The sequence below is a fragment of the Burkholderia catarinensis genome, assembly GCF_001883705.2.
Lineage (GTDB): Bacteria > Pseudomonadota > Gammaproteobacteria > Burkholderiales > Burkholderiaceae > Burkholderia > Burkholderia catarinensis.
The window spans coordinates 146,740-165,920 of sequence record NZ_MDEQ02000008.1 but is presented as its reverse complement, the minus strand read 5'-3'; the positions used below and the strand labels follow the sequence as shown (position 1 = coordinate 165,920).

The window sequence follows — 19,181 nt, the reverse complement described above, 5'->3', positions numbered from 1 at the left end:
CGATTGGTCTTGGCGCTTCTCTTCCGCATTTCCGCATGTAACGCAGCCACGCCGGATCTTTCCATTCGACCGGAGGTGACGATGCCACTCATCCCGGCGTTCCAAGATCCGCAAAACTGGTCATCTTTGCCCCACAGGCCCGCGCCAGCACCAAATCGTGACTCGAAAAAAAGACGGCGCGATCCACGGCCAACGTCTTGAACAGATCGACAAGAACGGCACGCGCGGCGGCATCGAGCCCGTTGCCCGGTTCGTCGGCGATCACGACGGCAGGCGCGCCGAGCGTCGTCGCCGTCAGGAACAGTTTCTTGCGCGTGCCGAGGGACATCTGCTCGAAACGCTTCTCCAGATGCGGTGCGAGCCCGAATCGATCCGCCAGTTCGAGCGTGCGGGTGTCGACGCGGGTCTTTTTGGCAGACGCGACGAGGTCGAGAAACTCACGACCGGTCTGGAATGGATACGTCATGCAATCGTCGGGCACGTACGCCAGCGAGGATTTCGCGTCGAGCGGCGCGGTACGCAGCGAATGGCCGTCGAGCCATACCTCGCCTTCGTCGGCGTCGATCGTGCCGGCAAGAATGCCGAGCAGGGTGGATTTGCCACTGCCGTTTTCGTCGCACAGCGCCACGCATCCGGCGCCGGATGCGTAATTGAGCCCTTTGAAGATGACGCGCTTGTCGTAGCGTTTGCCGAGATTTTCGAATCGGAGCATGGATCGGTTAATCAAACAAAAATGTGCCAGGTGAACGTGACCCAGACCACGGCCAACAGTATGCCAAGCAACACGGATTGTCGGGACGCGTAGCGTTGCGGCAGATACAGCAATGCGAGGAGTGGCGCCCCCGCGCTCACGAGTGCCGCCGCCGTCCACCATGACAGAACGCCGTGGATCACCAGCAACAGCGGCGCGATGGATGCGAACGGCAGCGCCAGCGCGACAACGGTCAGCCAGTCGGCTCGGCGCTTCGCAGAGGCCGCAATCGGCAGCGATTGCATGAAGTGGGACGCACGAAGGTGAGTCGCTCGCAAATCGCAATAGGTCGTCGCCGCGATCAATGCAATGGCGGCCTGCGTCATCAGCGTCAGGGGAACCGCACGTGTATCGAACCCCCAGATTCCGAGCAGGAAGCATGTAGCGGCCCCGACCGAGCCCATCATCAGGCAGCGTCCAAGCGTGCCTGCGGCACGATCCCGCACGATGCCGATTTGCAGCCTGGCCACTGGCGAAAGTCCATCCCGCACACCGGCGCGTACGGAACGCGCGACGCGACGCGAGAACGCGCCCGTCGTTCCCGACCGCGTGGCCGATGCCGGTGCGGCATGCGCAATCGCGAAAGCCGCGAGCAACAATGGCACGGCCAGCAACACGGGACGTAACGCCCCCTCGGCGTGAAAGCCGCCGACGAGGAACACATTGGCAACAAGCAACGCAATCGCGTTGCGCGTATTGCGCGACAGCGCAGTCAATTGCCATCCCAGCGTAATCAGGAATAGATCGAGAACGAACAGATAGTTGACCGCCTTCTGCGGCAGAAAGGCCAGCGCGACCGCGGCGGCAAGCACGGGCAGCAGCAGCGGCGTACTCGCGATGATCACGACGATGGCGTCGACGGCGCGACGGCGGCCGTCGGGGACAGGCAAAGACGCGAGGAAGGTCACGAACGGGCCACCGGTGATCGCGGTACGCTGCGCCAATACCCACAGCATGCCCACGGCTTCGAGCAGATGCACCCAGGCGAACCGCCATTCGACACCATGCGATGGCGCCAGTGCTTCGAGCACCGGAGCACCCAGAATCCGCGTCTGCGAAAACACCGGCATCGCCGGCAGCAAGAGCAGGACCGACAGGAACAGCGCCTGCCAATGCCTGCGCAGCAGGCTGGACGTCGTGAGCGCGTACCACCTCAATCGGCAAGACAACATCGTTTCCGGCTCCCTTTGACCGCGCAAACAGACCAGGCATCCTGCCACGTCGGTCGTCGCGCCACAACCTCCGAGGCGCACGACCCATCGCGCTCGGGTATGCTGCCTCGATACCGGCGCGGCGAACGAATCGAATGCGACAGCGATGCATCGGGCGCCCCCGCAATCGCATCGCACCCACTCGCCGCACCGGGCCGCTTTCAACTCCGGAACAGGGACTCGACATGGCAGAACTGGACAACGTGCTCTACGAGCGGATCGGCGCGCTGAGCGAGGCGGGCGATGCATTGGCGGAAGACGAGGACTACGAAGGCGCGCTGGCGAAATACCGGGAGGCATTCGACCTGCTTCCCGAACCCAAGACCCGTTGGGAGGCCGGAACCTGGTTGATGGCCGCCATCGGCGACGCGAATTTCCATCAAGCGGACTACGCGGCCGGACGCGACAATTTCGGTCACGCGATGCATTTCCCGAACGCGATCGGCAACCCGTTTCTGCACCTGAGGCTCGGCCAGTGCCAGTTCGAGCTCGGCAATCTCGACCGCGCGGCAGACGAGCTGATGCGCGCCTACATGGGCGGCGGGCCGGAGCTGTTCGAGGACGAGGACGACCAGTACCTGCGATTCCTGGCAACGCGGGCGGAAGGGATCAAGACGCCGTGACGAACGCTGTCCGTTCCGCCCTTCGGCCGGCGTCGCGGGGCGGATTCGACGCCCGCGCCGCGATGCCGGGCTTTTTTTGCCGCATGAGCGCGACCTGCCAATGAACCTGACCTTCCCCCTCGCTGCCCGGTCCGACGCCGAAACGCTGGTCGCCATCCGCATCGCCGCGATGCGCGACAGCCTCGAGCGCATCGGCCGTTTCGATCCGCAGCGTGCGCGCGAGCGGTTTCTCGCGTCGTTCGACCCGGCGCTATGCCGTTTCATCGAAGCCGATGGCGCGCGCGCGGGCTTTTACGTGGTTCGGCCACACGAAGATCACTGGCTGCTTGACCACCTTTACATCGTGCCCGAGCATCAGGGAAAGGGCATCGGCGCGGCCGTGATGCGCGAGATTTTTTCCGGGGCCGACGAGCAATGCGTGCCCGTTCGCGTCGGCGCGCTGCGCGGCAGCGATTCGAACCGCTTCTACGAACAGCACGGCTTCGTACGGACCGACGAAGCGGAGTGGGATATCTACTACGTGCGCAAACCGGGTTCGGCCACGGCGTAGATCGCGCGCCGCCGCGTGCCGTGGCATTGCATTCGATCGGCAGATCCAGACGAACGCATCGGTGTTTTCACGGATATGGAATGCGCGCCGCAAGCCGATGTCGCAGAGAGGGTGTGAATAATAGATCCGAGGCCAATTATGACGACATCTGCAACAAACGGAGCGAATGCGGTATCGCCTGAAACGACCGAGGCGGTGGCGGCATCCGGCGATGTGGATCGCGTACCGTCGATCCTGCTGGTGGACGACGAGCCGAGCGTGCTGTCGGCGCTCAGGCGCGTGTTCCGGCCGGCGGGCTACGACATCCGGACCGCCGACAGCGGCGAGGCTGCACTCGAGGTGCTGGCGTCGACCGAAGTCGACCTGATCGTGTCCGACATGCGGATGCCGGGCATGAGCGGCGCGGAATTTCTCGCCCGTGCTCGGGCACTGTACCCGGACACGATGCGCATCCTGCTGACCGGCTATGCGGAGATCGCGTCGGTCGTACAGGCCGTCAACGACGGCGGCGTGTATCGCTATCTGAACAAGCCGTGGGACGATCAGGACCTGCTGCTGACCATCGAGCAGGCGCTGGAGCAGCGGCGTTTGCGGCGCGAAGCGGCCCGGCTGGCCGCGCTGACGGAAGCGCAGAACGACGCGCTGCGCCGCTTCAACACGGAACTCGAAACGCAGGTTCGCGCGCGCACCGAGGAACTCGGCCAGACCGTGATGTTCCTCGAGGCGGCGCAACGCGACCTGAAAAGCAGCTTCACGGCGATGGTGCAGGTGTGCGCGAGCATGATCGAGTTGCGTTGCGGGGCCGCCGGCGGGCACGCGATGCGGGTCGGCGAGATTGCGCGCCGGCTCGCGCTGGCGTCGGAGATGAGCGAGCTGCACGCGCAGGACGTCTATTTCGCGGGGCTGCTGCACGGCATCGGCAAGTTGTCGCTGCCGGACGAATTGCTGCGCAAGCCGCTCGCGCGGATGACGACGGAAGAACACGGCCTGTTCCAGCAGCATCCGCTGCGCGCGCAGATGGTGCTGATGCCGGTCGCGCAATTGCACAAGGTCGCGTCGATCGTGCTGCACCAGTACGAACGATTCAACGGACGCGGCACGCCGGACGGGCTTGCCGGCGATTCGATCCCGCTCGGCTCGCGGATCGTGGCGATCGCGCGCGATTTCGAAGGGCTGCGCCACGGCGACATCGGCGTGCCGCATTCGGTCGAGCAGGCGCTCGAAGCGATGCGCTCGCAGTCAGGCGTGCGCTACGACCCGCGGATCGTCGACCGCCTGACCGAACTGATGCAGGACCCGGCGAGTCTCGGCATCGCGGCGTCCGTCGCGGAGGTCCGGTCCGCACAGCTGCGCGAAGGGATGCAGCTCGCCGACGATCTGCGCACGCATCGCGGCGTGCTGCTGATGACCAAGGGCAGCGTGATGTCGGCGCACCAGATCGAGCTCGTGCGCCGCTTCGAGACGCGGGAGGGGACGCCGTTCGACATCCTCGTGCTGGCCGGCCAGGCCGCGGCGACGCAGGCGCCCAACGCGGGCGCGCCGCCGGCCTGACATCGAAACAACGGCCTGACGGCCGCGGTGCGCGATCGGTCGCGTACCGCGGCAACGCACTCACATTGATTCGGGCGCTCGATCATGCACGGCACCTACAATCTCTCGCTCGTCCTGCTGTCGCTCGCGATCGCGACGCTGGCCTCCTATACGACCCTCGACCTGGCCGGGTTCATTTCGCTGCTCGACAATCCAAAGCTCAAGCGGGCATGGCTGGGCGGCGGCGCGGCCGCGATGGGAACCGGGATCTGGTCGATGCATTTCGTCGGCATGCTCGCGTTTTCGCTGCCGGTCCCGCTCGGCTATGCCCTGCCGGATACCGGCGCGTCGCTCGCGATTGCCGTGCTCGTGTCGTATTTCGCGCTGAACGTCGTCACGCGTGCGCGGCTGGGCTGGCGGCGACTGTGCGTGGGCGGCGCGCTGATGGGCGGCGGCATCGCCGGCATGCATTACGCGGGGATGGCCGCGATGCACATGCAGCCCGGCATTCGCTACGATGCCGCGCTGTTCGCGGCATCGATCGGCATTGCGGTGATCGCATCGACTGCCGCGCTATGGATTGCGCAGGCGCTGCGCGCGCAGCAGGCGCGCCATGCGACCGCACAGCGCGTCGGCGCGGCCGTCATCATGGGCATCGCCATTACCGGCATGCACTACACGGCGATGGCGGCCGCGCATTTCGCGCCGGACGCACGGTGCGGGGCCGCGAACGGGGTCGACGCGCCGTGGCTCGCGACGACGGTCGCGCTGTTTACGGTCGGGACGCTGGTCGTCACGCTGATGTTGAGCCGTTTCGATGCGCGCACAACCTTTCTGCGCGGAATGGCCGACACGCTGGAGCGGCGCGTGCGGGCGCGAACCGCGGAACTCGAACGTGCGTTGCACCGCTACGAACAGACGACGGCGATGCTGCAGCGCACGCGCGAGAACATGGCGACCGAGATCGATGAACGCAAGGCCGCGCAGGCACGGCTCGAACAGGAGAAGGAGGAGCAGCGGCGGCTGTTGCAGGCGCTCGAGGAAACGCACGAGCAGTTGCTGCAGTCGGAAAAGCTCGCGTCGATCGGTCAGCTCGCGGCGGGTGTCGCGCACGAGATCAACAATCCGATCGGGTTCGTCAGCGCGAACCTCAATACCCTGAAGACGTGGGTGCGCAGTCTGCTCGACGTGGTCGCGGCGCATGAAGCCGCGCTGCCGCAGCTCGAACCCGCCGCCCGCGACGCGCTGACGGCCGTGGGCCGCGCGGCGGACCTGGACTACGTGCGCGGCGAGATCGCGACGCTGATCGACGAATCGATCGAGGGGGCGCAGCGCGTGCGGCGCATCGTGCAGGACCTGCGCGATTTCTCGCGTCCGGCCAGCGGCGAGTGGAGCGTGGTCGATCTGCGCGCGGGCCTCGAGAGCACGCTCAACGTCGTCCACAACGAACTCAAGTACAAGGCCGAAATCGTGCGCGATTACGGCGACGTGCCGCAGGTCGAATGCCTGCCGTCGCAGTTGAACCAGGTATTCATGAACCTGCTGGTGAACGCGGCGCAGGCGATTCCCGAGCGCGGCGTGATCACGATCCGCACGTCGAGCGACGGCGAACAGGTGTCGGTCGCGATCAGCGACACCGGAGCGGGCATGACGCCCGACGTCGTCCGGCGGATCTTCGATCCGTTCTTCACCACGAAGCCGGTCGGGCAGGGAACGGGGCTCGGATTGTCGGTGTCGCATGGCATCGTCGAGCGCCATCGCGGCGCAATCGACGTGACGAGCACGCCCGGGCGCGGCACGACTTTCTGCGTGCGTTTGCCGATCCGGCGGGCCGGCAGCAACGCGAACGTGGCGGCGCTGGCACAACGGGCATGATGACGTGACGGCGGCCGCCCGCAACAGGCCGTCGCAGGTTTCGCGCGTCATCGCGGCCGCTTGCGGCGCTGACGGCGAAAGAAATGCCAGAACATCGCGCTGGCGTCCGGTCCGGTGGCGGAATGGAACGGCTCGCGCGGATCGCCGCCGCTCCATGCGTGCGGCAGCCGGCGAACGATGCAGACCCTGACGACGAGTCGTCCGCCCTTCAGATAGTCGGTGTAGTCCGCATCGTCGCGGGCGTAGGTGCGTTGTTCGCCGACGCGTATTGCACCCTGTTCGTCGATGAGCCGATTGAGCCGCGCGAACTCGATGCCGAGTTGCGTCGCATTGTGTTCGGCCACCACCGTATCGAGTTCGCCATGCACGACGAGTGCAGGCATGCCGGGATAAGCCGGGATATCGACGCATTCGTCGATCACGCGGACCGGGTCGTCGCGGAGGCCGCGACGCATCAGGCTCATCGCCGCCATCGTCGACAGCGGCGGCGCGATGGCCGGCCCGGAGTGCAGGCCGACGGCCGCGAAGCGGTCGGGATACCGTATCGCCAGCCCGGTGGCCAGCCCGGCGCCGGCGGAAATGCCGGCCAGATAAATACGGTCGGGATCGAACCCGTACTGCCGCGCGATCGCGTCGACCAGCGACGCGACCGCCGGCGCTTCGGACTGTGTCGCGTCGCCATGCCAGTTCCAGCAGCGATGCGCATGAGCGGTCTTGGCCTGCTCGGGAAACAGCACGGCAAACCCCGATCGTTCCGCGAGACGGCAAATACGCGTGCCCGCGGCAAACGATTCGGCGGTCTGCTTGCAGCCGTGCAGCATGACGAGGACGGGCATGCCCGTGGTCGTCGCCGGCGCGGCCGGAAGATACAGCGCGTACGCAAGATGGTTCACGAAGCGGCCGGCGCCCGGGCGGGCGGAATGAAACGAGCGAAGCCAGGTGCCGGGGGCGTTGTCCGACGATGCGCGGGCGGCATGCGCGGTGCTCGCGCGTTTGGCGGTCCGTGTGTGGGTGGCCGGTTTGACGGCCGGTTTGATCGCCGGTTTGGTGGTCCGCTTGGTGGCTGGGCCCGGCCTGGCGGCCCGCTTCTTCGGGCGCGCGCCGGTCGCGACAGAAAACAGCTCAAGATGCCGCAACCAGATGCTGGATTTTTTCCTGGGCATATGCAGTCTCGTGCCGGCGGTCGTGGCAGGAAGCGGCAGCCGAATCCGCCGTCGGGTGAAAGTCGAATGAGCGCAGAGCAAGGTTCGTGCTGCCGGAAACATGCGCATCGGGGCCGGTCGGGCATGGCCGGCGAGCGAGCGCTCGGCTGACCGGATGCAGTGGAAAGCGGCATCCTGCGGCACGGTCGCGATTGGCATCGGCCATCGGCAATGCTAGCAGGGCGGTGTGACGCGCTTGCGAATCGAAGACCGCTTCGACCCTGTCGCGCCGGTGCCTATCGCCGATCCAGCAGTGTATCGCGCAACACGCTGAACGCCGCGCCCGGCAGCTCATGCAGGAGCTCGACCACGCTGCTGACCGGATAGAACGCCTCGACCGAATCGTCGAGGATCCCGACACCGATCAGTTCGACGCGTTGCTCGCGCAGCGCATCGAAGCGCGCGCGCAGGTCGGTGCGCAGGATCGCCGGGTTGCCCCGTCGCCGGTGACCGGATAGCCGTCCGACAGCGCCATCAGGATCCGCCGGCGCGCCCGCTTCGACAGCAACCGTTGTGCAGCTTCGCGTCGAGGTTGTCCGCATCGACGGTCGTATCGACCGACGTGCTGCCGTCGGGCCGGTGATGCTGGATGCGGTACATGTGCGCGCGTTCGGAGCGGCTGACGATCCATTGTCCGGCGGACGGGTCCGCCGGTTCCAGATAGACGCCAAGTACCGACGGGGCTGGGGGTGGAGTGTCAGCGGGTGCGTTTATGGTGGCGGGCAGGAGTGGGCGGAGCGATCGCCGGCGAAGACGGGCGGGCGGCCGGCGCGGCCTGAAAGGCGCCAAGGGATTCGTGGCCGCCCGGGGCGCGCTGCTACCGACGCATCGTGGGTACTGTATCTCATCGCGCCGGCGTGCGGTCCGGCCGAGGGCGGGAGGTGGACGCGTGAACCTGTCGATGCCGCGCTGCGGCGACGCGTCGGCCGACGCGTCCTCTGCCGGCAGGCTGGGTCGTCGTCGCGACGGAGGGCGCGTCGCGCCCCGCCGGTCCGATCGAGAAACCGGCTGACGCGTTACCTGGCCAGCGTCGGCTGCGCGACGTCGCTGCTACCGATCGACGAACCCGGCTGCTGCGCCGCATCGTGCACGGCCGGCAGCGCGACCCGCACATAAAGAAACGCGCGCCGCTCGCGATCGGGCAGCACCTGCGGCCCGTAGCTGATGGCGACCGCGCCGTCCCTGATCTCGCCGGCCTGCGCGAACCGCCACGCGCGGGGATCGCTGTCGAGCAGGAATTCGGCGCGTGCATACGCGTGCGGCTCGAACAGCTCGGGAATCGCCACCGGGCGTCCGTCGAGCTTGTCGAGCAACGCTTCGACCACGTTGAAGCCATAGCCGTCGCGCACGATGTCGCAGATGAAGCTGCCCGCGATGCGCGGATTCAGTTCGATCACGTGCGGTACGCCGTCGTGCACGATGCAGTCAAGATGCACGGGCCCCCAAGTGAGCCCGGCGGCCGCGGCCGCGCGCGTGCCGACGTCGATCAGCGCGCGCAGCGTGCCGGCATCGAGGTCGAGTTCGGACGTATAGCCGCGTTCGAGAAAGCCGGCGCCGTGCCGCTTCAGCTTGCGCAGCGCGCCGACATAGCGGCCGTCGAAATACTCGACGCAGTATTCGCTGCCGCTCAGGAATTCCTCGATGACGACGCGCTCCGTTGCGAGCGACGGCGCATCGGGTTGCGCGGCGGCGAGCGCGTCGAGCTGCGCGCGGACTTCGGCGATGTCCTCGCAGCGGCGCACGCCGTCGCTCGCCGATCCTTCCGACGGCTTGACGACGACCGGAAAGCGCAGCGGGGCGGCCGCGGCCACGAGCGCCGCCGGCGCGGCCAGCGTGCCCGTGACGAACTGCGCGGCCGGGATGCCGTGCGCGGCGAGCAGCGTCTTCTGGTTCGACTTCGACACCGCGTGCGCGACGTGGCGCGCATCGGGGCCGGGCAGGCCGAGCGCGTCGGCGACCCACGCGGCGGTGCGCGCATAGGTGTCGTGCGCGGTCGTCACGCGCAGCGTGTCGATTTCGTCCGGAAAACGCGCGCGCAGCCAGCCGGCGAGCTGGCCGGCGTCGGGCGCGAGGTTGACCGTCTCGACGTCGTCGGGAAACACGCCGTCGAGACGATGGCCGGGCGCGGTGATGACGGTCACGGCCACCTGGCGCGCGAGTGCGGCGCGCACCAGCGCGAGGCTGCTGCCGGTAGCGCGGGCGCCGATCACGATGAGTCGCTTCATGCTGGATCCTTGATCGAGGACGGGAGAGCGGTGCGCGGCTAGCGCGCGCGCCGGCGCAGGCGTTGCGCTTCGAGGCGCGGCAGCAGATGCTGGACGACGCGCGGCAGCGTATAGATCGGCAACTGCGCGCACGTGAACACGAGCGCCATGGTCGGCGTCGCGGCGAGCCCGAGCGCGGCCCACATCAGGCCGACGTTGCGATTGGCGACGATCAGCGCGACGTTGAGCCGCGTGCGGACGTCGCCGGGCGTGAGCCCGTACGCGATGACCTGGAAGCCGGCGTTGACCGCGAACGCGAGCGCGATCGCGGTCAATGCGCGGTGCGGCGCATCGATGATCGATTGCTGCATGCCGGCCATCGTGCCGAGCGCGAACACCAGCAGCGCCGCGACGACGATCGCGTCGATCAGCGTTGCATGGCGGTCGAGCCGCGAACCGGCAAACCGCCGCACGAGCAGCGCGACGCCCTCGGCGCTGCCGATCAGCAGCGCGAGCCGCAACGCCAGACTCGCGGGCGAGATCGACACGGCAGCATCGTGGCTGAACCAGGCCGTCAAGAGCGGCGCGGTGAGCGGCACGAACGCCATCGACGCCAGGGTCGCGACGAGCGCGACGCTGGCGTCGAGCGACAGCATCCGTGCGATCGTCGACGTGCCGCTCGACGGCGGCGCGCAGTACGCGATCACCAGCGCGACGACCCAGTCGTACGGCAGGCCGGCGAGCCGCGCGGCGATGCCGAGCGCGACCGGGCACGCGATCATCGTCAGGGCGGGCAGCAGCAGCGACACGGCCGGCCGCCGCGCGACCGCGCGCACGGCGCTGGGCTCGACGCGCAGCAGCGTGCCGAGCACGAACAGGAACACGGTGACGGGCATCAGCGGCCGCGCGAGGGCCGCGAGCGGCGGCACCAGCAGCCCGAGGCCGACGCCGCACGCGAGTACGGTCGGGCCGCGCCGCACCAGCGCGGCGATCAGTGCGCGCATGGGCGGGCCTCGGGCCGGCGGCGAACGGGGGTGAAGCCGGGGCAGACAGCGGATGGCATGCGGATTCCTCGGAAAGGGGCCGGCCGGCACGGAATATCCGTCAGGCTAATCCCGATTATTGGCGAAGTAAAATGATATAAACTGAATCGGTAACAAGAGAAAGTGATATGAACATACCTCTGCTCGAAACCTTCCGGGCCGTCGTGCAGGAAGGCAGCGCGCTGCGCGCGGCCGAACGGCTCGGCTGCACGCAGTCGAACGTCACGGCGCGGCTCCGCCAGCTCGAAGAGTCGCTCGACGCGCCGCTGTTCGACCGGCACGGCAAGCGGCTGGTGCTGAACGCCGCCGGGCGCCGGCTGATCCCGTATTGCGACCGCATCCTGCGTCTCGTCGACGAAGCGACGCAGGTGGTGCGCGAGACGCCGGTCGCGCGCAGCTTCCGGCTCGGTTCGATGGAAAGTACGGCGGCCACGCGGCTGCCGGCGCTCGCCGCCGCGTTGAAGGAGCGCGACCCGGCGCTCGGTCTCGCGGTGCAGATCGGCAGCGAGCCCGATTTGTCCGACGCGCTGCTGCGCGGCCGGATCGATGCCGCGCTCACCGCGCGCGCGGTCGTCCGGCCCGGGCTGCGCTACGAGCCCGCGTTCGCCGAGGACATGGTGCTGGTGAGCGCGGCCACGGTCACGCGCCGGCAGGTGCTGGCCGACAACGCGGTGCGGTTGCTGGCGTTTCACGACGGCTGCCCGTATCGCGCGTTCGCGGAGCATTGGCTGAAGGCGCGCGGCGTCGCGATCGAGTCGGTGGCGTCGTTCGGCACGTTCGGCGCGATCCTCGGCTGCGTGGCGGCCGGCATGGGCGTCGCGATCCTGCCGAAGCGGATCACGGCCGAGCACGTGGCGCGCAAGGAACTGCGCGCGCATGCGTTCGACGACCTCGACAGCGTGACGACCTATCTCGTCACACCCGACGAAGCGCCCGCGCTGCCCGAACTCGAAATGTTGCGCGCGGTGCTGGGCCGACAGGCGGGCGCGCTGCTCGCGCGCTAGCGACGCAGTGCGTTGCCCGTCAGGCCAGGGCCCGTTCCCGCAAATAACGGGCTTGCGCTGGTTCCCAGAAGGGCCCAGCGCAAGGAATGCGACGAAGCGATTAGCGGGAACAGGCCCTAGGCCGGCGCGACCGCGCGTTCGTCAGCGAAGAAATCGGCTTCGATTTCGCGAATCCGCCGGCAATCCTCGAGCAGCCGCTCGAACGTCGGGCTGTACAGGCCGACCGTACCGAGCGCCGTCTGCAGGTCGGTGGTCACGCGCAGCGTGTCGCCCACCCTGGCCCATTGCTTGAGCCCGACGAACGATGGCAGCGACTGGATCGCCTGCCACGTGAAGTCCTGCCGGAGCACGCCGTTGCGCGACGACAGCAGCAGCACGTGCCCGCAGTAGCCGCGAAAATCCGCCGGCGCGGCGGCGTCGCCGAACAGCCGCTCCGGATGCAGCACGGCTTCGACGGCGGCCGACACGTGATTCTCGCCGCTGACCGCGCTCGTCAGCCGCGGATCGAGGCTGCCGTGCAGCCGCGCGTTCAGCTCGACGATCGTCGGGCCGTCGGCCGTATCGAACAGTTCGAGATGGGTCGGCCCGAAGCGCACGTCGAGCGCATCGAGCACGGCGGCCGCGTAGTCGAGCAGCGGCGTGTAGCGCGGGTCGGCATGATTCAGCACCAGCATCTTGTCGAGGCGCGGCGCGTGCGTGCGGTCGCGGTGCACTTCCCACAGGCTGACCACCCGATGACGACCCTCGAACGACACCGAATCGACGATGTATTCCTGCCCCTCGGAATAGCTCTGGATCACGATGTCGTCGTTCGGTTGGTTGTACAGCGAACGGGTGGCCAGCACGTCGCGCGCGGCGTCCTCGACCTGCGCGAGCGTCCGGCAGATCTTCACGCCGGCCACGCCCGCGCTGCGCGCCGGCTTCACCACGAGCGGCAGCGTGCCGCGCGCGCGCGCCCATTCGAGCGCCGCGTCGACCGACGTGCTGTGGAAGTGCGCCGGCGCACGCAGGCCGGCCTGGCGGATGCGCTCGTTCATCGCGAACTTGTCGCGCCGCGCGGCCGACGTCGCGAGCGGATTGCGATACGGCACGTCGAGCCGCTCGGCCAGCGTGTCGGCCAGCTCCAGCGCCGCATCGAGGCCGTGCAGCACCGCGCCGATCCGCAGGTCGGCGAGTTGTGCGAGCGTCGCGTCGATGTCGCCGCGATGCTGGACCTGGCGGATGTAGTCGGACGGGACGAACTGGTTCCGGTAGATTTCCGGCAGGTCGGGGTTGCTGATCACGTGTGCGCAACGGATGCCGTATGCACGAAACGCGGGCGCCAGGTAGGCGGCTGTCGACGCGCCGTCGACGATCAGGACGGTATCGATGAAGCGATGCTGCATGGATTCCTCGCTCGGCTGGGGGATCGGTTGAAGGGGCGCGGGCGGCATGGGCTCAGGCCCGCGTGCCGGTATCGGGCGCATCGCCGGGCCAGCGCGCGGCCAGCACGATGCAGACGGCGACGAGCACGGCCGCGACGGCGAACCCGCGCGCCGCGCCGGCCACGATCGCCGCGCCCTGGCCCGCGACCAGCGCGCCGAGTGCCGCGACGCCGATGGCGGCGCCTACCTGGCGCGCGGTATTGAGGATTGCCGACGCGGTGGCCGAGCGGCCGGCCTCGACACTGCCGAGCAGCGTCGACGTCAGCGCCGGAATCGCGATGCCGCCGCCGATTGCCATCGCCGCGAGCCCCGGCGCCAGCAGCGCATACGGCGTGTGCGCGCCGAGCGTTCGCCATAGCCACACGTAGCCCGCGAGCGACACGGCGAGGCCGGCGATGACGGTCGCGCGGAACCCGTACCGGACGGCGAGCCGCGCACTCGCGAGGTTGGCGAGCATGATGATCGTCAGCGGCGCGAGCGCGAGCCCCGATTCGGTCGCCGTGAAGCCGCGCGCGCTCTGGAAATAGAGGCTGAGCGAGAAGATCAGCCCGTAGAACGCGGCATTCGTGACCGCGCCGATCGCGAGCAAGCCCGGCACGCGCGCGATCCGGAAGAACGCGAGCTGCAGCATCGGTGCGGCCACGCGCCGCTCGATCGCGACGAACAGCGCGCCGAGCACGACCGACGCGGCCAGCGCGCCGGCCGCATACGGGTCGCCCGGCCCCTGCGCGCCGGCCCGGATGATCCCGCCGGTCAGCAGCCCGAGCACGAGCACCGCGACGATCTGGCCGGCCGGATCGAACAGCCGCGTGCGCGCGGCGGCCGAATCCCGCACGTGGCGCAGCGTGAGCCACAGCCCGGCTGCGCAGATCGGCAGGTTGATGAAGAAGATCGCGCGCCAGCCGAGCGAATCGATCAGCAGCCCGCCGAGCGTCGGCCCGGCCGCGCTGATCGCTCCGCCCGTCGCGCTCCACCACGCGACGGCTTTCACGCGCGCGGCGGCGTCGTTCGCGCAAGCGTGCGTGATGAGTGCGAGCGACGTGGGCAGGATCATCGCGGCGCCGACGCCCTGCGCGACCCGCGCGGCGATCAGTGCGGCCAGCGACGGCGTGAGCGCGCAGCCGAGCGACGCCAGCAGGAACAGCGCGAGGCCGTATGCGAACAGCCGGCGGCTGCCGAAGCGGTCGGCCAGCGTGCCGGACGTCAGCAGCAGCGCGGCGAACGACAGCGTGTACGCATCGACGATCCATTGCAGCCCGTGGACGCTCGATCCGAATGAGCGGCCGAGGCTCGGAATCGCGACGTTGACGACGGTCACGTCGAGCTGGACGATCGCGAAGCCGAGGCTCGCGGCCGCGACGGTCGGGAAGATGGCGCGTAGCGACGTGCGGTGCGGCGGCGTGGCGGCGAGCGCGCTGTCGAGTGCCGGAGCACGATCGCTCATCGCGGTTCCCCGGCTGCGTAGTTCGGGCGGCGGCACGCCGGCAACGGCGCGTCGCATCCCGGGTATTCGAAGGAGCAGCGCGGCAGGCGGAATCGGTTCATCTGGCGGGTTCCCGTATGGCGGATGGAGGGAGCCGGCTGCCGGTCAAGGGCAAAGGCCAGCCGCATCGTCGAATCCGACAGAAAACTAGCATCGACCCGCTAGCGAATACAAATAATAAGCAGCGCTTTTTTAACAAGCATTCGTGTTAAAGACCGGCGCGATCGGCGGCGTCTGACGCCCGCCACGTTGCTGAACTTATATCGATAATTTTTGTTTGCAATCGACTTAATATCATTTCGTAATGCAATGAGGGTCTCCTAGTCTTGTCGAGCGCTTCGCACCGAGGACGGCAAAGCGCGGCGGCGATGCATGCCGCTCTTCGACCCAGAATCTTTATACGAGAGACCTATGACCTATCTCGCAGATGAACGCATCGTCTTGACGGCAGTGGAATCCGGTCACATCCGGCGGACGCTCGGCGCGCTGGCCTACGACCCGGCCGGCGGCGCCGGCTACATCAGTGCGGTGCGCAAGCTCGCCTACAACGCGTTTCCCGACCGGATCGTCGACGCATTCGATCGCGCGAAGGCGCCGACCGCGGATGCGCACGGCTCGATCGAGATCGACAACCTGCCGATCGACGACGACGTGAAGGGCAGCCCGAGGTTCGAGGAAACCGGCCGCTCGTTCAAGGCCGGCGTGCTGAGCGAGAACGTGCTGGTCGCGTTGAGCACGCTGGCCGGCGAGCCGTATTCGATCGCGCACGAAGGCCGCGAGCTCGTGAACAACCTCACGCCGCACAAGACGACCGCACGCGAATACACGGGCCTCGGCTCCGAAGTCGAGCTCGATTTCCATATCGAGAACGCCGCGCAGGCGCACATGCCCGAAGGCGACACGTCGCCGTTCGCATTGCTGCTGCTCGGCGTGCGCAGCGAAGCCGGCGGCGGCCCGTACACACGGCTCGCCGATGCGCGCCGCGCGCTGCAGCTGCTGTCTCCGGACGATATCGCCCAGCTCTACGGCGAGCACTACATCATTCGTGTGCCGTACCGGTGGCGCGGCGCCGCGCCGACGCCGCGCGACAACACCGACCTGAGCGCCGTGCTGTCGGGGCCGCTCGACGCGCCGCGCGTGACGGTCGCGTTCTATCCGGACATGGTGCTGGCGGTCAACACGCGTGCGCAGGAAGCGCTGGCCAACCTGTATCGCGCGGTGCGCGAGGTGTCGTTCGGCGTCCAGGTGTCGCCGGGCAAGCTGGTGCTGATCAACAACCACTTCACGCTGCATTCGCGCGACCGCTTCGATCCGCAATACGACGAGAACGACCGTGCATTCCGCTGGGTGCAGCGCGTGTTCGTCGCGCGCAGCCTGTGGAATTTCCGTGCGTTCACGCCGCTGCAGGCGCGCGTCTTCGATCCGAAAGCGCTGTATGCGGGCGAATCGCAAGCGAAGCGCCCGTCGCCGGTCGCGCAGCCGGTGCCTCAGCGCGCGGCCGCGGCCGAACTCGAGGCGACGCCCGCTTGAAAGGGCCGGAAACGCAGGGCGGGGCGGGGACATCCGCCGAAAATCGTTCAACCCCCGCTCGAGTTCGCCTCATGCCTCATCGAACAAGAAGGAATACTTAGCATATGAGAAGAACAGCTTTTCCCGTTGCGCGCATGGTTTGCGTGCTGGCCGCCGTGCTGATCGGCGGCAGCGTCGCCGCGCAGGCCGCGCCGTTCGACCTGAGCCCCGAGCAGCCCGGCCGGCAGCGCGGCACCGCGAACCCGGCGGTCGAGCACGCGTTGCCGGGCGGCTTCAGGTTTGCCGAAGCGAACACGCTGACGATCGGCATCGCGCCGAACCTGCCGCCGCTCAGCACCTATGCGACCGATGCGCGAACGGTGGTCGGCTTCGATCCCGATCTCGCGCAGCTGATCGCGGACAGCGTCGGCCGCAAGCTGAAGATCGTGCCGCTCGCGTGGGCCGACTGGCCGCTCGCGCTGCAGTCCGGCAAGGTCGACGCGGTGATCTCGAACGTGACGGTCACCGAGCAGCGCAAGGAGAAGTTCGACTTCTCGACCTACCGGCGGGATCAGCTCGGCTTCTACGTGAAGACCGGCAGCCGGATTGCCGCGATCCGCGAGCCGAAGGACGTCGCCGGGCTGCGCGTCGTGACCGACTCGGGCACGAACCAGGAGAAGATCCTGCTCGAATGGAACCGGCAGAACGTCGCGCGCGGCCTCGCGCCGGTCGAGATCCAGTATTACGCGGATGCGGCGGAGCGCTGGGTCGCGCTGCAGTCGGGCCGCGTCGACACGATCTTCAGCGTGAATTCGATGCTCGCGTACCAGGCGTCGCTGCGCGGCGATGCGAAGCTGATCGGCGCCGTGAGCGGCGGCTGGCCGCGCACCGCGGACATCGCGATCACGACGCGCAAGGGCAGCGGCCTCGCCGATCCGCTGACGGTCGCGATCAATGCGCTGATCGCGAACGGCGGCTACCGGAAGGCGCTCGGCCGCTGGAGTCTCGACGCCGAGGCGATCGACAAGTCGCAGACCAATCCGCCGGGGCTGCCGCGCACGTGAGTGCCGCACGCGGCGACGCTCACGTGATCGGCCACTGCAGGATGACGATCCCGTCGTTGTAGTCGCTGTCGGCGTCGTCCTCGGACCCGAGCCAGCCGAGCCAGACCGTGTCGCCGGCGGATAGCGGCGCGAGCCGCGCATCGGTCGCGGACTTCCTGCCGTTGGCCGACGCGTCGATCCGGATCTTGCCGCCCTGCGAGTTCAGCGTGAACAGCCTGATTATTTGCAGGGAGGGAGAAAAGGGGAGGCGCCGCTTACCGGTAGGTCCAGAGCCGATGCAGCACGAACGTGGTCGGCGGAATCAGCAGCGCGATCGCGACGATGCTCATTCCGCGCGACATGTCGAGCGCAACGGCAGCGCGCGCGAGCAGCAGCGTTTCGACGAAGCCGGCCAGCGTGACCGCGAGAAAGCGCACCGCGTTGCGCGTGCGCACCGCCGACGAAAAGCTCCACAGCGTATTCGCGAGATACGAGAACGCCGTGGCGCACAGGAACGCGATTGCGTTCGCGGCCACCAGCGTCGCATCGAACTGCGCGAACAGCGCCGCTGCGACCAGCACGTGGATCGCGGTTGAGCAGAGCCCCGACACGCCGAATCGCACGAGCTTCGTGCGTTCGGCATAAAGCAGGCCGATCATGGCCGTCCGCCCACGTCAGCGTGTGCCGAGCCGTGCGCGGGGCGGCTGCGCGCGCCGGCGTGCGATCTGGCGGCGCGCGTCGCGCGAAACCGGGAATTCGATCACCTTGGCGTGCGTCTGGTAGCGGCGGCGGATCAGGTAGACGGGCCGTTGCTTCGATTCGTCGTAGATCCGCCCGACGTATTCGCCGACGACGCCGATCCCGATCAGCTCGATGCCGCCGATGAACAGCGTGACCGAGATCAGCGACGCGTAACCGAGCACGGGATTGCCGAACAGCAGCGTGCGCAAGATGATGAACGCGCCGTACAGGAACGCGAGCGCGGCGATGCCGACGCCGATGTAGGTCCAGCTGCGCAGCGGCACGGTGCTGAAGCTGGTGATCCCTTCCAGCGCGAAATTCCACAGCTTCCAGCCGGAGAACTTCGAGTGCCCGGCGCTGCGCGCATCGCGCTGGTATTCGATGATCACGGTCTGGTAGCCGACCCACGCGAACAGCCCCTTCATGAAGCGGTGCCGCTCGGGCAGGCTGCGCAGCGCGTTCACGACCTTGCGGTCCATCAACCGGAAATCGCCGACGTTCTCGGGCAGCTTCACGTCCGACAGGATGTTGTGCACGCGGTAGTAGATCGCGGCGGCCGTGCGCTTCGCGTACGAATCGCACGCGCGGTTGCTGCGCTTCGCGGCCACGACTTCCGCACCGTCGCGCCAGTGTTCGATCATCACCGGAATCAGGCTCGGCGGATCCTGCAGGTCGGCGTCGAGCGGGATCACCGCGTCGCCGGAGGCTTCGTCGAGGCCGGCCGTCAGCGCGGCTTCCTTGCCGAAGTTGCGGGTGAGATCGATGACGCGCACGCGCCGTTCGCCGGCGCTGATCCGGATCAGGCGTTCGAGCGTGTCGTCGCGGCTGCCGTCGTTCACGCAGACGATCTCGAAGCGGATCGAATCGATGGCCGTCAGCAACGGAATCACGACGTCGAAGAAGCGCTCGACGGCCTCGCCCTCGTTATAGAACGGCACGACCAGCGAGACGAGCGGCGTATAGAGTGGTTCCCGCATGATGATTCCCC

19 protein-coding genes are annotated in these 19,181 nt (G+C 68.0%); 8 read left to right on the top strand and 11 right to left on the bottom strand.

What is annotated here, in order from left to right:
* Positions 1–88: 88 nt before the first annotated feature.
* Together BFF94_RS15145 and BFF94_RS15140 are read right to left on the bottom strand one after the other, a co-directional pair.
* A complete protein-coding gene (locus BFF94_RS15145) occupies positions 89–712 on the bottom strand; it encodes an ABC transporter ATP-binding protein (protein ID WP_128841711.1) in 624 nt (207 codons plus the stop codon).
* An 11-nt stretch (positions 713–723) separates the two neighbouring features.
* On the bottom strand, positions 724–1,923 hold the full coding sequence (locus tag BFF94_RS15140; protein WP_128841712.1) for a DUF6136 family protein: 1,200 nt from the start codon (positions 1,921–1,923) through the stop codon (positions 724–726).
* A 134-nt stretch (positions 1,924–2,057) separates the two neighbouring features.
* On the opposite strand from BFF94_RS15140, the gene BFF94_RS15135 reads away from it, so the two are divergent.
* The 4 genes from BFF94_RS15135 (at position 2,058) to BFF94_RS15120 (ending at position 6,540) form a co-directional block, all read left to right on the top strand.
* Complete coding sequence (locus BFF94_RS15135; protein ID WP_246637317.1) at positions 2,058–2,585, top strand: tetratricopeptide repeat protein; 528 nt, start codon at positions 2,058–2,060, stop codon at positions 2,583–2,585.
* A 100-nt stretch (positions 2,586–2,685) separates the two neighbouring features.
* On the top strand, positions 2,686–3,135 hold the full coding sequence (locus BFF94_RS15130; protein ID WP_128841714.1) for a GNAT family N-acetyltransferase: 450 nt from the start codon (positions 2,686–2,688) through the stop codon (positions 3,133–3,135).
* A gap of 138 nt (positions 3,136–3,273) precedes the next feature.
* Positions 3,274–4,686 (top strand): response regulator c-di-GMP phosphodiesterase, NosR family, encoded by a 1,413-nt coding sequence (nosR, locus tag BFF94_RS15125; protein WP_128841715.1) that lies wholly within the window; start codon positions 3,274–3,276, stop codon positions 4,684–4,686.
* An 84-nt stretch (positions 4,687–4,770) separates the two neighbouring features.
* Positions 4,771–6,540, top strand: coding sequence for a histidine kinase (locus BFF94_RS15120; RefSeq protein ID WP_128841716.1), 1,770 nt, complete (start codon positions 4,771–4,773; stop codon positions 6,538–6,540).
* A gap of 47 nt (positions 6,541–6,587) precedes the next feature.
* Here BFF94_RS15120 and BFF94_RS15115 read toward each other — a convergent pair whose 3' ends face one another.
* Positions 6,588–7,703 carry an extracellular catalytic domain type 1 short-chain-length polyhydroxyalkanoate depolymerase gene (locus BFF94_RS15115; protein WP_128841721.1) on the bottom strand — a complete coding sequence of 372 codons (1,116 nt, stop codon included), beginning with the start codon at positions 7,701–7,703 and terminating at the stop codon, positions 6,588–6,590.
* Positions 7,704–8,035: 332 nt separating this feature from the next.
* Between BFF94_RS15115 and BFF94_RS15110 the strand changes: the two genes are divergently transcribed.
* Positions 8,036–8,200, top strand: a complete 165-nt coding sequence (locus BFF94_RS15110; RefSeq protein ID WP_219139507.1) for a hypothetical protein — start codon at positions 8,036–8,038, stop codon at positions 8,198–8,200.
* Positions 8,201–8,216: 16 nt separating this feature from the next.
* On the opposite strand, the gene BFF94_RS38205 is transcribed toward BFF94_RS15110, so the two are convergent.
* From BFF94_RS38205 to BFF94_RS15100, 3 genes are all read right to left on the bottom strand, one after another.
* Complete coding sequence (locus BFF94_RS38205; RefSeq protein WP_281426135.1) at positions 8,217–8,342, bottom strand: hypothetical protein; 126 nt, start codon at positions 8,340–8,342, stop codon at positions 8,217–8,219.
* A gap of 416 nt (positions 8,343–8,758) precedes the next feature.
* Positions 8,759–9,967 carry an ATP-grasp domain-containing protein gene (locus BFF94_RS15105; protein ID WP_128841718.1) on the bottom strand — a complete coding sequence of 403 codons (1,209 nt, stop codon included), beginning with the start codon at positions 9,965–9,967 and terminating at the stop codon, positions 8,759–8,761.
* Positions 9,968–10,005: 38 nt separating this feature from the next.
* Positions 10,006–10,950 carry a hypothetical protein gene (locus BFF94_RS15100; protein ID WP_219139506.1) on the bottom strand — a complete coding sequence of 315 codons (945 nt, stop codon included), beginning with the start codon at positions 10,948–10,950 and terminating at the stop codon, positions 10,006–10,008.
* 167 nt (positions 10,951–11,117) lie between these two features.
* On the opposite strand from BFF94_RS15100, the gene BFF94_RS15095 reads away from it, so the two are divergent.
* Complete coding sequence (locus tag BFF94_RS15095; RefSeq protein WP_128841719.1) at positions 11,118–11,993, top strand: LysR family transcriptional regulator; 876 nt, start codon at positions 11,118–11,120, stop codon at positions 11,991–11,993.
* A 116-nt stretch (positions 11,994–12,109) separates the two neighbouring features.
* Here the strand turns inward: BFF94_RS15095 and BFF94_RS15090 are convergent, their stop codons facing one another.
* Together BFF94_RS15090 and BFF94_RS15085 are read right to left on the bottom strand one after the other, a co-directional pair.
* Positions 12,110–13,378: an ATP-grasp domain-containing protein gene (locus BFF94_RS15090; protein WP_219139505.1), complete on the bottom strand. Its 1,269-nt coding sequence runs from the start codon at positions 13,376–13,378 to the stop codon at positions 12,110–12,112.
* A 52-nt stretch (positions 13,379–13,430) separates the two neighbouring features.
* Entirely contained in the window at positions 13,431–14,861 is a 1,431-nt protein-coding gene (locus BFF94_RS15085) for an MFS transporter (protein ID WP_219139504.1), read from the bottom strand.
* 450 nt (positions 14,862–15,311) lie between these two features.
* Between BFF94_RS15085 and BFF94_RS15080 the strand changes: the two genes are divergently transcribed.
* Together BFF94_RS15080 and BFF94_RS15075 are read left to right on the top strand one after the other, a co-directional pair.
* Positions 15,312–16,430: a TauD/TfdA family dioxygenase gene (locus BFF94_RS15080; protein WP_128842457.1), complete on the top strand. Its 1,119-nt coding sequence runs from the start codon at positions 15,312–15,314 to the stop codon at positions 16,428–16,430.
* Positions 16,431–16,534: 104 nt separating this feature from the next.
* Positions 16,535–17,473, top strand: coding sequence for an ABC transporter substrate-binding protein (locus tag BFF94_RS15075; RefSeq protein WP_128842456.1), 939 nt, complete (start codon positions 16,535–16,537; stop codon positions 17,471–17,473).
* 19 nt (positions 17,474–17,492) lie between these two features.
* Here BFF94_RS15075 and BFF94_RS37875 read toward each other — a convergent pair whose 3' ends face one another.
* The 3 genes from BFF94_RS37875 to BFF94_RS15060 are packed head-to-tail and all read right to left on the bottom strand — an operon-like array spanning position 17,493 to position 19,170.
* Positions 17,493–17,678, bottom strand: a complete 186-nt coding sequence (locus tag BFF94_RS37875) for a fucose-binding lectin II (RefSeq protein ID WP_504740294.1) — start codon at positions 17,676–17,678, stop codon at positions 17,493–17,495.
* A gap of 49 nt (positions 17,679–17,727) precedes the next feature.
* Positions 17,728–18,111 (bottom strand): GtrA family protein, encoded by a 384-nt coding sequence (locus BFF94_RS15065; protein ID WP_128842455.1) that lies wholly within the window; start codon positions 18,109–18,111, stop codon positions 17,728–17,730.
* A 15-nt stretch (positions 18,112–18,126) separates the two neighbouring features.
* Positions 18,127–19,170, bottom strand: a complete 1,044-nt coding sequence (locus BFF94_RS15060; protein WP_128842454.1) for a glycosyltransferase family 2 protein — start codon at positions 19,168–19,170, stop codon at positions 18,127–18,129.
* Between the last annotated feature and the right edge of the window lie 11 nt (positions 19,171–19,181).

What these genes read in the sequence shown, in the direction of transcription:
- BFF94_RS15145 (WP_128841711.1), bottom strand. Translation starts at nt 712, where the DNA reads ATGCTCCGATTCGAAAATCTCGGCAAACGCTACGACAAGCGCGTCATC.
- BFF94_RS15120 (WP_128841716.1), top strand. Translation starts at nt 4,771, where the DNA reads ATGCACGGCACCTACAATCTCTCGCTCGTCCTGCTGTCGCTCGCGATC.
- BFF94_RS15090 (WP_219139505.1), bottom strand. Translation starts at nt 13,378, where the DNA reads ATGCAGCATCGCTTCATCGATACCGTCCTGATCGTCGACGGCGCGTCG.
- BFF94_RS15095 (WP_128841719.1), top strand. Translation starts at nt 11,118, where the DNA reads ATGAACATACCTCTGCTCGAAACCTTCCGGGCCGTCGTGCAGGAAGGC.
- BFF94_RS15130 (WP_128841714.1), top strand. Translation starts at nt 2,686, where the DNA reads ATGAACCTGACCTTCCCCCTCGCTGCCCGGTCCGACGCCGAAACGCTG.
- BFF94_RS15135 (WP_246637317.1), top strand. Translation starts at nt 2,058, where the DNA reads ATGCGACAGCGATGCATCGGGCGCCCCCGCAATCGCATCGCACCCACT.
- BFF94_RS15110 (WP_219139507.1), top strand. Translation starts at nt 8,036, where the DNA reads ATGCAGGAGCTCGACCACGCTGCTGACCGGATAGAACGCCTCGACCGA.
- BFF94_RS15085 (WP_219139504.1), bottom strand. Translation starts at nt 14,861, where the DNA reads ATGAGCGATCGTGCTCCGGCACTCGACAGCGCGCTCGCCGCCACGCCG.
- BFF94_RS15075 (WP_128842456.1), top strand. Translation starts at nt 16,535, where the DNA reads ATGAGAAGAACAGCTTTTCCCGTTGCGCGCATGGTTTGCGTGCTGGCC.
- BFF94_RS15060 (WP_128842454.1), bottom strand. Translation starts at nt 19,170, where the DNA reads ATGCGGGAACCACTCTATACGCCGCTCGTCTCGCTGGTCGTGCCGTTC.
- BFF94_RS15100 (WP_219139506.1), bottom strand. Translation starts at nt 10,950, where the DNA reads ATGCGCGCACTGATCGCCGCGCTGGTGCGGCGCGGCCCGACCGTACTC.
- BFF94_RS15115 (WP_128841721.1), bottom strand. Translation starts at nt 7,703, where the DNA reads ATGCCCAGGAAAAAATCCAGCATCTGGTTGCGGCATCTTGAGCTGTTT.
- BFF94_RS38205 (WP_281426135.1), bottom strand. Translation starts at nt 8,342, where the DNA reads ATGTACCGCATCCAGCATCACCGGCCCGACGGCAGCACGTCGGTCGAT.
- BFF94_RS15080 (WP_128842457.1), top strand. Translation starts at nt 15,312, where the DNA reads ATGACCTATCTCGCAGATGAACGCATCGTCTTGACGGCAGTGGAATCC.
- BFF94_RS15140 (WP_128841712.1), bottom strand. Translation starts at nt 1,923, where the DNA reads ATGTTGTCTTGCCGATTGAGGTGGTACGCGCTCACGACGTCCAGCCTG.
- BFF94_RS15065 (WP_128842455.1), bottom strand. Translation starts at nt 18,111, where the DNA reads ATGATCGGCCTGCTTTATGCCGAACGCACGAAGCTCGTGCGATTCGGC.
- nosR (WP_128841715.1), top strand. Translation starts at nt 3,274, where the DNA reads ATGACGACATCTGCAACAAACGGAGCGAATGCGGTATCGCCTGAAACG.
- BFF94_RS15105 (WP_128841718.1), bottom strand. Translation starts at nt 9,967, where the DNA reads ATGAAGCGACTCATCGTGATCGGCGCCCGCGCTACCGGCAGCAGCCTC.